17 protein-coding genes and 1 pseudogene are annotated in these 10,123 nt (G+C 56.8%); 11 read left to right on the top strand and 7 right to left on the bottom strand.

Annotated elements, in window-relative coordinates; all coding sequences use genetic code 11:
- From QMC91_RS06810 to QMC91_RS06830, 5 genes are all read right to left on the bottom strand, one after another.
- The gene (locus QMC91_RS06810) at positions 1 to 1,368 is read right to left on the bottom strand and encodes a Ni/Fe hydrogenase subunit alpha (RefSeq protein WP_300237042.1); all 1,368 of its coding nucleotides are present in this window, start codon (positions 1,366 to 1,368) and stop codon (positions 1 to 3) included.
- Entirely contained in the window at positions 1,365 to 2,288 is a 924-nt protein-coding gene (locus tag QMC91_RS06815) for a F420-nonreducing hydrogenase (RefSeq protein ID WP_300237044.1), read from the bottom strand. The genes QMC91_RS06810 and QMC91_RS06815 overlap by 4 nt, the downstream gene beginning before the upstream one ends.
- A 4-nt stretch (positions 2,289 to 2,292) precedes the next feature.
- On the bottom strand, positions 2,293 to 2,856 hold the full coding sequence (locus QMC91_RS06820; RefSeq protein ID WP_300237046.1) for a hydrocarbon binding protein (contains V4R domain): 564 nt from the start codon (positions 2,854 to 2,856) through the stop codon (positions 2,293 to 2,295).
- Positions 2,856 to 3,098: a 4Fe-4S binding protein gene (locus tag QMC91_RS06825; RefSeq protein WP_214023239.1), complete on the bottom strand. Its 243-nt coding sequence runs from the start codon at positions 3,096 to 3,098 to the stop codon at positions 2,856 to 2,858. Before QMC91_RS06825 ends, QMC91_RS06820 begins: the two co-directional genes overlap by 1 nt.
- 243 nt (positions 3,099 to 3,341) lie before the next feature.
- Positions 3,342 to 3,602, bottom strand: coding sequence for an RNA-binding protein (locus QMC91_RS06830; RefSeq protein WP_300237058.1), 261 nt, complete (start codon positions 3,600 to 3,602; stop codon positions 3,342 to 3,344).
- 213 nt (positions 3,603 to 3,815) lie between these two features.
- Here QMC91_RS06830 and eif1A point away from each other — a divergent pair, with 213 nt between their 5' ends.
- Positions 3,816 to 4,133 carry a translation initiation factor eIF-1A gene (gene eif1A, locus QMC91_RS06835; RefSeq protein WP_300237086.1) on the top strand — a complete coding sequence of 106 codons (318 nt, stop codon included), beginning with the start codon at positions 3,816 to 3,818 and terminating at the stop codon, positions 4,131 to 4,133.
- A 65-nt stretch (positions 4,134 to 4,198) separates the two neighbouring features.
- Positions 4,199 to 4,360, top strand: a pseudogene (locus QMC91_RS10005) (transposase); the annotation flags it as partial.
- A gap of 125 nt (positions 4,361 to 4,485) precedes the next feature.
- On the opposite strand, the gene QMC91_RS06840 reads toward QMC91_RS10005, so the two are convergent.
- On the bottom strand, positions 4,486 to 5,259 hold the full coding sequence (locus QMC91_RS06840) for a hypothetical protein (RefSeq protein WP_300237060.1): 774 nt from the start codon (positions 5,257 to 5,259) through the stop codon (positions 4,486 to 4,488).
- A 112-nt stretch (positions 5,260 to 5,371) separates the two neighbouring features.
- On the opposite strand from QMC91_RS06840, the gene QMC91_RS06845 reads away from it, so the two are divergent.
- From QMC91_RS06845 to QMC91_RS06880, 8 genes are all read left to right on the top strand, one after another.
- On the top strand, positions 5,372 to 5,851 hold the full coding sequence (locus QMC91_RS06845) for a hypothetical protein (protein WP_300237062.1): 480 nt from the start codon (positions 5,372 to 5,374) through the stop codon (positions 5,849 to 5,851).
- A gap of 195 nt (positions 5,852 to 6,046) precedes the next feature.
- Positions 6,047 to 6,223, top strand: coding sequence for a hypothetical protein (locus tag QMC91_RS06850; RefSeq protein ID WP_300237064.1), 177 nt, complete (start codon positions 6,047 to 6,049; stop codon positions 6,221 to 6,223).
- Positions 6,224 to 6,233: 10 nt separating this feature from the next.
- The gene (locus QMC91_RS06855; protein WP_300237066.1) at positions 6,234 to 6,431 is read left to right on the top strand and encodes a hypothetical protein; all 198 of its coding nucleotides are present in this window, start codon (positions 6,234 to 6,236) and stop codon (positions 6,429 to 6,431) included.
- Between the two features lie 507 nt (positions 6,432 to 6,938).
- Entirely contained in the window at positions 6,939 to 7,100 is a 162-nt protein-coding gene (locus QMC91_RS06860) for a hypothetical protein (RefSeq protein ID WP_300237068.1), read from the top strand.
- Positions 7,101 to 7,732: 632 nt separating this feature from the next.
- The gene (locus QMC91_RS06865; RefSeq protein ID WP_300237070.1) at positions 7,733 to 8,182 is read left to right on the top strand and encodes an EVE domain-containing protein; all 450 of its coding nucleotides are present in this window, start codon (positions 7,733 to 7,735) and stop codon (positions 8,180 to 8,182) included.
- Between the two features lie 3 nt (positions 8,183 to 8,185).
- Complete coding sequence (locus tag QMC91_RS06870; RefSeq protein ID WP_300237072.1) at positions 8,186 to 8,614, top strand: DUF365 domain-containing protein; 429 nt, start codon at positions 8,186 to 8,188, stop codon at positions 8,612 to 8,614.
- Between the two features lie 5 nt (positions 8,615 to 8,619).
- A complete protein-coding gene (locus tag QMC91_RS06875) occupies positions 8,620 to 8,781 on the top strand; it encodes a hypothetical protein (RefSeq protein WP_300237074.1) in 162 nt (53 codons plus the stop codon).
- Between the two features lie 211 nt (positions 8,782 to 8,992).
- Positions 8,993 to 9,334 carry a hypothetical protein gene (locus QMC91_RS06880; protein ID WP_300237075.1) on the top strand — a complete coding sequence of 114 codons (342 nt, stop codon included), beginning with the start codon at positions 8,993 to 8,995 and terminating at the stop codon, positions 9,332 to 9,334.
- Positions 9,335 to 9,509: 175 nt separating this feature from the next.
- On the opposite strand, the gene QMC91_RS06885 is transcribed toward QMC91_RS06880, so the two are convergent.
- Complete coding sequence (locus tag QMC91_RS06885; RefSeq protein WP_300237077.1) at positions 9,510 to 9,662, bottom strand: hypothetical protein; 153 nt, start codon at positions 9,660 to 9,662, stop codon at positions 9,510 to 9,512.
- Positions 9,663 to 9,774: 112 nt separating this feature from the next.
- Here QMC91_RS06885 and QMC91_RS06890 point away from each other — a divergent pair.
- The coding region (locus QMC91_RS06890; protein WP_300237079.1) for a transposase at positions 9,775 to 10,123 on the top strand (349 nt) is incomplete at its 3' end.

Here is a 10,123-nt window from a genome sequence, read left to right on the forward strand (position 1 = left end):
TCAAAACTTTCTGATAACCTCAATCTTCATAGGCATCTTCCCGATCGCGTGCGTGGCACATGAGATACAGGGGTCGTACGCCCTTATGACCATCTCGATCTGGTTGGCCGCACCATCGCTCAGCGCCCCGTTCTCCACAACCCGGCGGGCGACATCTTCCACCCCGCGGTCTATGGCGTAGTTGTTCTGGCAGGTCGCCACGATCAGGTTGCACCGTTCAATGATTCCGGCATCGTTGACGGTGTAGTCGTGGATGAGCGTTCCCCGCGGGGCCTCAATTATACCGACACCGCGCCGGTTCACAACCTCTCCTGCGGGTGTCCGGATATCTGACCCGGTTATGTCCTTATCGGAGAGGAGTTTTACCGCCCGTTCGCACGAGGCGATGAACTCGACGTAGCGTGCCAGGTTGTAGGCGAGCGCTGCCTGTGAGACTGATCCGAACCGCTCGCGATACTCCGCAAGCGCGGCGTCCGCGTGCTCCGTGCCCATCCTCTCCACGATGTTCAGCCTGGCAAGCGGCCCGACACGGTAGTTCTCACCGCCCTTGAGCCGGACGAACTTCAGGTATGACCAGTCCTCTGAGTACTCCTCGATAAACTTTGTGTAATCCGCTCCGGTGAACGATCCGATCCTTCCTCCCTCGGGGTTTAGCACCGCAACAGGCCCTTCGGATGTTGAGTAGACACCGTGATTGGTCATCCCCATGAACCCCGTCCTGACGGCGCCGAACTCAGTGTCGACACCGTCGAGGAGCGTCCGCGCGATCTCCCAGCCTTCAAGAGCGATCCCGAGCGCTTCACCAGCCATGGTGGCCAGTTCGGCCCTCTTTGCCTCGGTTAAGGGTGCCGACATCCCGCCGGGGAGGGCGTTTGAGGGGTGGATGGGTTTGCCGCCGATCGCCTCCGTCAACCGCTGGCCGAACTTCCTGACCGCGATCGCCTTCTTTGCAAGGTCAGGAGAGTGATGGGCGAGGCCGATGACGTTACGGGTCTCCGGCGGGCACTCGTGACCCAGGATGAAGTCGGGGGCCGCGAGCATGAAGAAGTGCAGGGAGTGGGAGTGGATGTACTGTCCGAGGTTGAGGAGTTCGCGGAGTTTCTTTCCTGTGGCGGGGGGTTCGACACCGAAGATCTGGTCGGTGGCTTTTGCCGCCGCGAGATGGTGCGAGGTCGGGCAGATCCCGCATATACGTGGCGTTATCCGTGGTGCTTCCTCGATTGCAGCCCCGCTGAGGAACTTCTCAAACCCTCTCAGTTCGACTACCTGGAAATGGGCTGAGTCGACTTCACCGCGGTCGTTGAGGTAGACCCTGACGTCTGCATGACCCTCGATCCGGGTCACCGGGTTGATCGTGATCTCTTTCATCTGCTCCTCTCCTTTACCAGGTCCCGGATCTTTGAGACCTCTTTGTCCTCCATGATCAGGCTACCGATGGTGAATGGGTACATTGTGTGCGCGATGTCGTAGAGTTCTTTCTCCACCTCTTTCTCGGGCTTACCGGTGAGATCGGCGATCCTCCGCACCATCATGCTGTAGATGTCGCGGCAGGGTTCGCGCAGGATGTCCAGAGACGGGCCGTTGCAACCGTGACAGGGGACGTTGTTCTTCGGGCAGGCGGCGGCGCATCTTCCGAAGGTGACGCTCCCGAGACAGAGGTAACCCTGCCCGAGCAGGCAGTGTTCGCGGTCGGGGACGCCCTCGTAACGGCGTTTGAGTCTCCAGTTATCGACCGGCCCCATCTTCCTGTCGCAATCGGCACAGACGGATTTGCGCGAGAGTTCGAGTTTGTCTCCGGAGACCAGCGCGGGGATGATCTGTTTGAGGTAGATCTCTTTTGGCGGGCAGCCCGTGATGTAGTAGTCGATCTTTGTGAGGTCGCCAACCGCAAAAGCCCGGTAGAGGAACGGAGGCACGTCCGTCGGGATGACGCCGTCGGGTTTCACGGTCTCTGCCTCCCGGTAGACGTATGAGAAGATCTCATCGTTTGGGTGCAGCATCGAGAGACCCGATATGCCGCCGTAACAGGCACAGGTTCCGAGCGCGACGAGGGTCTTTGCACGTCTCCGGATCTTCTCCAGGCGTTCCTGGTTCTCGGCGTTGCGGACGGCTCCTGTCACAAACGCGATATCGATGCCCTCAGGAGGTTCCTTGACGTCCATGATCACCGGGGAGTAGACGATCTCGGCCTTATCAACAACGTCGAGCAATACCTCGTGGAGGTCCAACACCGCGATCGTGCAGCCCGAACATCCTGCCAGTTCTTCGATAGCAATCTTCACGCTCATCGCCTCACTTCAGGACCAGTTTCTTAAGGCAGGCGTTCGGGCCGGTGTGGACGATCTCCAGTTTGGCCTTTCTGCCGGTGATCTCCTCGATCGCGCCGACGACGTAGCCAAATAGGGTCTGGCAGAGCGGGCCGCCCTGGTCAAGACCGTTGCGCCGGAGCGTCTGACGGACGATGCAGTCGTGGAAGACGAGGTAGATGAAAGTCTCGCCGTTCTCTTCGATGATGTAGGAGTCTTTGTCTTCGGGTTTCCAGACCTCGAAGGAGTACTGTCCCCGGAGCAGGTCGGAGAGCTCGTGGAGCGCTCCTTCGACGTCGTCTCGTTTCTGGAAGTACTGGGCGACCTCATGACCGAACTTCTTTCCGGCACGGTAGGTGACGGCGTTTGCCCCCCTGCCAGCGATCTCTTCGAGTGACCTGATCACGAGCCCGTTGAGTTTCATCAGACCGTGTAGAGTCTGTTCAAGGTCTTTTGGTTTAGGTGAGCATTCCAGAGGGACGTCCTCGGAACGGTAGACCAGATCCGTCTGGAAGGCTTCGTGCATCTCGTCGACATAGCCTGCAGTCATCAGATCACCTTTTTGAGCATCTCACATACGTGGATGTCGATGTAGTGTCGCTTTGCAGCGTAGATTCCGCGATGTTCAAGCGCCTGAGCGGGGCAGATCTCGTGGCAGGAGAGGCACCCCATACAGTTGTTCGGCCTGACTGCGACGCTGACGTTGTTCTGGAGTTCGTACACGTGCATGGGGCAGTCTTTTACGCAGAGTCCGCACCCGACGCACGCGTCCTTGTCCACATGTATCTCCATTGCAAGCCTCAGAAGGTGTTTAACATCTCCAGGTATTAAAAAATATACACTTCGCTCGCCGGGGAAATTTTCGATCCGGATGGATATTGTAAGGTTTCAGGGCCAGGAGACGGGCATCCGGGGATTTTTGCCGTGCGGTCTATTACCACGGGTGGTGACGCGGTCGGGCGGACCGATAAATCGAGAGCGAGGGTCTTTAGAGACCCGCTCTCTCAAAATTGGGAGATATTGTTCTCTGGTTCTTCAGTAGCGCCGGAAGTCGCTTCGCGGCCTCTGGGGCCGTGCTTCATCGATCTTCAGGGTGCGGCCTTCGAATACTGTATTGTTCAGGGCTTCTTTTGCTTCTTCAGCCTCTTTGGAGGTTGACATCTCGACGAATCCGAAGCCTTTACGCTCGATGACTCTGACGTCGTTCACCGTTCCGTACTGACTGAATAGCTCTTTTAACTGCTCTTTGTTTACCGAATAGGTGAGGTTGCCGACGTACAGCTTGTTGCTTTCCATTCAAAGATCCTCGACAGTTATGTACCCTCTAACCTTAACTAACCTTCGGAGAAAGATATGGGGGGCGGTCTGCGGCATTCACTTCGAGTTCAGTTACAGGGCTGGTTCAGGGGGATACTTTTATGGTTGGCGGGGCCATTATGTAAAAGTCGGAAGGAAGATCCGATAAAATCTGGTGGGGCTATGGGCCCTGCCTGTTATGGAGTTGATTGACTGACAGGTAATACACGAGGAAGCGAGAAGAACGAGAGTGAAGAGATCATACGCGTGAGGTTGCCAAAGAAGAAGAACCAGGAGATCTTTGGCCGGGCGGAGTTGATGCTCGGGGCAAACCATATCCGCGTCCGATGTGAGGACGGGGTCACGCGCACCGGGAGGATCAAGGGTAAGATCAAGAAGAGGCTCTGGATCCGCGAGGGGGATCTCCTGATCGTTGTTCCTTGGAGTTTCCAGGACGAGAAGTGCGATATCGTCTACCGCTACATCAGGCCCCAGGTAGACTGGCTCCAGAAGCACAATTATATCAGGTGAATTCTTCGGGGCGTCTCCGCGGGACCTGGGAACGGGCGGTCTCGCCACTCCCTCGAACGGGGGAGATGACTGAAAACCCCAGGTTCTTCCGTACCGACGAGAAAGATCTCGCCAGGGCGCAGAGGAAACTCTCGAAGGCAGAGAGGGGCACTCCTGAACGGAGGAAAGCCCGGAAGATCGTCGCACGCATCCACGAACGGATCGCCAACAGGCGGCCCAATTTTGCTCACCAGACATCCTGTATCCGCCATCGGCCCGGGGGTCCGTTCACACATCCAGGTGACGGCGGCTACCGATTCCCACCGGAGAGGAAATGTCGGGGGGGCGGGGAGCCCCCGGCCGGTTCTGTCGGCTATCCCCTGACCCCGGCCGTGGCTGTATCTATCAGTCCCTCCACAGTCGTGATCGTCCCCCGAATCGTCTCCCAGATCCCGCCGAAGAACGAGATGACCGGTTCGAAGAGGCCCTGGGGTGTGACCCCCCTCTTCTCCTCGATGATCAGGCGACCGCCATCCCGGACCTCTTTCGTCTCCTGGTTATTGAGCCGGACTGTCACCCTGGACCCCTCCTCAGTGGAGACGGTGTCACCGACCATCAGCTGTTCACCGACAGTCGCCGGTATGAGCCGGGCATCCCTCTGGATGTAGCCTCCTCCCTGAACATACGTGATCCTGCCGACGTCAAAGGGGTTTTCCTCTTCCCTGTCGATATAGATGGTCTCGGTCCTGGGGCCGGGCGGGCTGGCGGTCGCTGTCGCCCCGGAGATGGCGCCGGCCCGTTCAAGCAGGACGGCGGTCCCCCCACTTCCTCCGCCGAGCGAGGTCACATCACTCCGGTCGACCAGCTGTATCTCGGCAAATGAACCCCGCTGGATGGTGATGACATCCTTATGGTAGAGCCTGTCGCCGACCGCCGCCGGTTGGACACTCGTTCCGCGTGTAATGGAGACTGCATATGCACCAATATCCTCCGCGGGGGTGAGGGAGACGACCCGGCCGATCACCTCCTCGTCCGTGTAGACCTGCAGCGTGGTATGGGATGCAGCCTGGCCGGCAGCCGGAGCGGTGCAGACCAGCACCAATCCGAACACCACCGCCAGGAAGATGCATGGCGAATGGGTGTGCATAACACTACATGGAGCACCAGGAATTTTAACCTTATTATCCGGGCTGGCCGAACCGGCCAGGCCCCGGTGGCGGCCCCCTTGCCCGGACCTTTGGATGCAGAGAGCGTCCATCATGGCGCCGCTCATTCCCTACATGCCCCCGCAGGTCGTCAAGCAGTTCCTTGAGGAGATGGGCTGCCATCTTCAGGAGGACACGGAAGAACCGACGGAGCCGGCCCCAGACCCCTACCAGGACCCGAAAGTCCGGGAAGCCCTCGAGATGGTCCGTCTGCGGCAGAACGATCCGGGCGCACAGTCCATCCTCGACCCGATGTTCCGCGATCGCCGCAGTTGCACTCCTGCTGGGATCGGGAGAACCGGGCACTGTAATGTATCTGTCTACGACACCGGGGTGACCATCGTCGCCGAGGCCGACAATCCCCGGCTCATCGGGGTGACCATGCGGGGGAAGACCGACATCACCGGTGTGCCCTTCCGGGACCGGATCGTACACCAGGCCCTGGAGAAAAGGTCAGGGTGGGTGGACTTACGTCTGGATGACACCGGAGTACAACGGGATCTGCCACAAGTCCGCCTATTTCCGGTTGGCTGAGGGAACCGACGGCGGGCGGCAGATCGTGGTCGGCGGGGGGTTACGGATCGAAGCCTCCGGACCAGTGATCCAGGACCATACCTCTCGTGGGGGGACCGGAGATCGCACCCGGGACGGCCACCCGCCGGTGCCTGTCTCAATGTGTGGTTTTTAATAGTAAATGGATACAGACAGACTGTCTGAAGGGGGTTGAACATGAACGACGTCATCGTGGGGCTTGTCGCAGTGATCCTTTACTTTGTCATCGGGTTCATTGCGGGATATTACATCATGTCTGTCTATTTCAACAGGCGGTTTTTCAGGGCGGCGGAGAGATGTCAGGAGGAGAACTCGTTCGAACCGCTGGTGGACGAGATGCGCGAGGTTTCGTGAGGGGGAGATCATGGACGCTGCAGGATTCATTGCAATCGGGATTGTATCGCTCTGCTTCGGGTTTCTGTCGGGGATCCAGATGGCACATATCCGTCACAACAAGCGGCTGGCCGGGCTCATCAAGCGGTGCATCCACTCGGGGACGATCGCACCGGTCCTCTATGAGCTGGAGAACAATGCCCGGAAAAAACCACATGATGCCCGTTAGAGCTACAGGCATACCGGATGAAAATCGGGGTCATTTTCATACGAAAGAGTGAGTGACCCGATCCGATCAGGCGGTGCGCCCGGGGCGGGGGTGTCTCTCAGACGGAGTCACCGCACCCAATCGACACCTTCTTGCCCCATCTCGGATCACATACGGATAATACCCTGCCCGGCCCGCACGACCGGACGTGTCGATTGTCCGGGTCCATACTTCATCCATGTGTGACAGGTGCACCAGTACCCATCGCGGTATGGAGATCCGCATTATGTGATGATCGCGCTCCTCCTCGAGGCGGGCTCACCACCTTCTCCTACCTTGAATCACGGGAGAACCTGCTCCAAAATGAGAAGGCGGTGTAGAATCTGACCGAGGAGAACATCATCCAGCCCCTCTCCCTGTCGGACAGGGGGCTCTGGCTCTTCGACGAGACCCTCAACTACCGGATGATGGGATGGTTTCGACCTGCTCCTGGCAGAATATGCCCGTTCCCGCGGAGATCCGTACCGGATGGACCCCTACATCATTGATGAGAACGGTGTGATCATCCGGAGCACGGAGGAATCAGAGATAGGGCTCGATTTCAGGGAATACCCGCGTTTTTATTATGTTGATGCACGAGGTGTACAGGTGAGCGGGAGAGAGCCCGGGAAAAACCATAATCCGCTTTGAGCGTGTTGAGGAGTTCCTGCTCAGTGGTCTTCTTCCAGGCATCGATCAGGGATTTGGTATCTTCTCCAGCAGCGGGCATGTATAAGTCCTCGATTCCATATGCGCTCACAAGGATTAAATGGGTCGACATTTGTCGGAGATGTAATTTCACTATATATGAGTGCCGATCCGAATTAATTCGGCCAGATATGCTCTGTTGGATGGTCCAGCGGTAATAGATTCCTGGAGAATATGCAGTTAAGCAGTGTGTTATCGACACAGAACCATGAACACCATCAGCGGTGTCCCCCATTCACCAGAAGATGTCTGTTGACCAGATCGCGGATGGGGGGTGATGTCATTGGAGTGCTCTCATTCGTCAATCCTGGTTCACCCACCCTATACTGGGAGCGGTCAGGAGGGCCAATCGGTCTGCCTCACGAGTGGACACCTCCAGGGTAAAGACCGCCTGGTGGTTGGGCAAATCGTGAAAATACCACATAAGTGGGGAATCTACTCCGTACCGGTGACACCCTCTTATGTATTCTCCACAGCAGATTACGTCCCACAGAGAGAGATCCGCATAACCGCACGGAGATAGTATTACCCACTTTTTCCAAAAGGTGTTTATAGATACATTTGAATTTCTTTGTATGACCTACTGGATCGCCTCCTCCAATCGGGACAACGCGGAAGTCGTCAGGGAAAAGCATATCTGGGGAGTTCCCAGGAGGAACTGGTCTCTCATGCACCGGGTAAAATCCGGCGATAAGATGCTTGTGTATGTACGAGGGGAGCAGGAAGGGGAGACCGCTCTTCCCTCAGCGATAACAGGAGCATACGAGGTCGTTTCCGACCCTTACGAAGATGAAACGCCCATCTTTCTCACGCCGCGGCATATGGGTAACGAGGTCTTCCCTTTCCGCATGAAGGTTCGGCCTGTAGCGATCTTTGACGAACCACTTGAGTTCAAACCCCTGATCCCTGACCTCAAATTTATCACGAACAAGAAGATGTGGTCAGGCCATCTCAGGGTGGCGATGCGCGAGATCCCGGAAGAGGACTACCGCCTCATCCTCAGGCGCGCTGGAAAGGAGGCGTGAACAATGTCCGATGTAACCGGCGTCACCTTCCCGGTCCCAAAGCATCTGATGTCCCGTTTCTTCTCCGGGGGAAAGACCGTCTTCATCAAGCCCGCCACCGTCTACAGAGAACTCCGGAGCGGCATGAAACTTGTCTTCTACCAGTCCCACGAAGATACCGGCTACGTCGGCGAGGCCAGGATAAGGCGGATCGTCTTAAACGACGACCCGTTCGCGTTCTTTGAGACCTTCGGGGACGCGGTCTTCCTGACGCCTGAAGAGACCAGGGCCTACGTCGAGAGCCAGGAACGGTGGCAGGGTGGCCGCGTCCGGAAGGGCGAGGCCTTGAAGCGACCCTGGATGGCTCTTGAACTCCAGGATATCAGAAGATACGATGCGGTGAAGAAACCGGAACGGTTCGTCCCGGTCGGCGGGAGGTATCTGCGGGAGTGAGATCCATGGGTGACATCCGCATCTTTTGCATCGACGGGGCAGAGACCCGTGAAATCAAAGGGTTGCCTGTTGCACTTGAAAAGTCGCTCCAGAACAGCATTGATTACGATATCTGGGTGGTGCGGACGTCTTACAACCTTATCAAACTCCAGGAGGATGGAGAATGACAACCTGAATCACAGCTTTCCAGGGTACAAAGGTATTCCTTAATGACATTCTTGATCGGATCGAGGCGGTGATGGGGGAAGTCGGTGATCCGCAGGGATGCAGAACTACACACCGACAGCGGTTCGTAGGGTGCCCTGCATAGTTCCGAATAGTATTTATAATAGAACTGGTAACAGGAACCGTGAAAAGAAGTGTAGTGGAGGCGAAATTGTGGCAATAACCGCGATAATGAACATAATTGGTGGACTGGTTCTGTGTGCAGGAATTATAGGGGCCCTGCCTGTTCTCGGGGGCGTCCTTGAGAAGGTGGGCAAATTCCTGGGCGGTTTTCAGGTCATCATAGGGATCATCATGATGATCCTTGGATTGCTGGAGATCTTCTCACTGCAGGGCATAGTTGCCTTCCTGGTCGGGGTCATCCTGCTGACCGGTGTGTTCCATGTGATTCCAGCCCTCGGGGTCTACCTCGAGAAGTTTGGTAAGTGGCTGGGTGGCTTCCAGACGATCATCGGTGTCATCGCGATCATCGTCGGTATCCTGGGGCTTCTCTGAACAGATTTACCTGCGGGAGGTGAGAGTTCCCCTGGCTTTCAGCCAGGGATGGACGGGAAACCATCCCTTTTTCTTCTTTCAAGATCTTAGCGGTCTTCAGCACAATAATCCAGTACACACACCGCATAATTGTTGTATGAGTAGTAGCCCTAGTCACAGACGATCCTGTCTGCTGTCAGAAGGGGTCGACGGCGACTGAGTTCATAAGCACCTCAGCGAGAAGACGGGCATCGCCCGGCGAACCCCGGTGCAGGAAAAAGGCTACCGCGATCAGGGTTGGATACTCTACCCCAAACTCCTCACATATTAGGGAATATATCCAGTCCAAGTCTCTCCGCAATCTTCCGTACCTGCTTTGGCACCGACAGTGTAACGAATCTTCTGTAAAAATGATTTGGCCCTGAACCCAACCTCGATTTGAAGAAAGGAGAAACAGGGCCATGGATCCCTTAGCGTTAATCGAAGATTATCTTTCCGATAATGAGAACGGCATGAAGACCCTCATCACCTGGTTCCTCAACCAGGTGATGCTCCAGGAAGCTCTCCAGCAGGCAGGAGCCGCCCAGTACGAACGCACCGATGCGCGGAAGGCTCACCGAAACGGTTACAAGGACCGATCCCTCAAGACCCGATACGGGGAGACAATCCTCCAGAAACCGCAGTTTCGGGAGTTCCCGTTCGAAACACAGGTCTTTGGACGGTATGCCCGGGTGGAGAAGGCTCTGGTGAATGCAATCGTCGAATCCTACCTCCAGGGCGTCTCAACGAGGAGAGTCCAGGAGATCGTCA

Source organism: Methanoculleus sp. (genome assembly GCF_030019085.1).
In the GTDB taxonomy this organism is placed as follows: domain Archaea; phylum Halobacteriota; class Methanomicrobia; order Methanomicrobiales; family Methanoculleaceae; genus Methanoculleus.

Coding starts and splice junctions, on each gene's coding strand:
- QMC91_RS06810 (WP_300237042.1), bottom strand. CDS start 1,368: ATGAAAGAGATCACGATCAACCCGGTGACCCGGATCGAGGGTCATGCA.
- QMC91_RS06815 (WP_300237044.1), bottom strand. CDS start 2,288: ATGAGCGTGAAGATTGCTATCGAAGAACTGGCAGGATGTTCGGGCTGC.
- QMC91_RS06820 (WP_300237046.1), bottom strand. CDS start 2,856: ATGACTGCAGGCTATGTCGACGAGATGCACGAAGCCTTCCAGACGGAT.
- QMC91_RS06825 (WP_214023239.1), bottom strand. CDS start 3,098: ATGGAGATACATGTGGACAAGGACGCGTGCGTCGGGTGCGGACTCTGC.
- QMC91_RS06830 (WP_300237058.1), bottom strand. CDS start 3,602: ATGGAAAGCAACAAGCTGTACGTCGGCAACCTCACCTATTCGGTAAAC.
- QMC91_RS06840 (WP_300237060.1), bottom strand. CDS start 5,259: ATGCACACCCATTCGCCATGCATCTTCCTGGCGGTGGTGTTCGGATTG.
- QMC91_RS06845 (WP_300237062.1), top strand. CDS start 5,372: ATGGCGCCGCTCATTCCCTACATGCCCCCGCAGGTCGTCAAGCAGTTC.
- QMC91_RS06850 (WP_300237064.1), top strand. CDS start 6,047: ATGAACGACGTCATCGTGGGGCTTGTCGCAGTGATCCTTTACTTTGTC.
- QMC91_RS06855 (WP_300237066.1), top strand. CDS start 6,234: ATGGACGCTGCAGGATTCATTGCAATCGGGATTGTATCGCTCTGCTTC.
- QMC91_RS06860 (WP_300237068.1), top strand. CDS start 6,939: ATGGACCCCTACATCATTGATGAGAACGGTGTGATCATCCGGAGCACG.
- QMC91_RS06865 (WP_300237070.1), top strand. CDS start 7,733: ATGACCTACTGGATCGCCTCCTCCAATCGGGACAACGCGGAAGTCGTC.
- QMC91_RS06870 (WP_300237072.1), top strand. CDS start 8,186: ATGTCCGATGTAACCGGCGTCACCTTCCCGGTCCCAAAGCATCTGATG.
- QMC91_RS06875 (WP_300237074.1), top strand. CDS start 8,620: ATGGGTGACATCCGCATCTTTTGCATCGACGGGGCAGAGACCCGTGAA.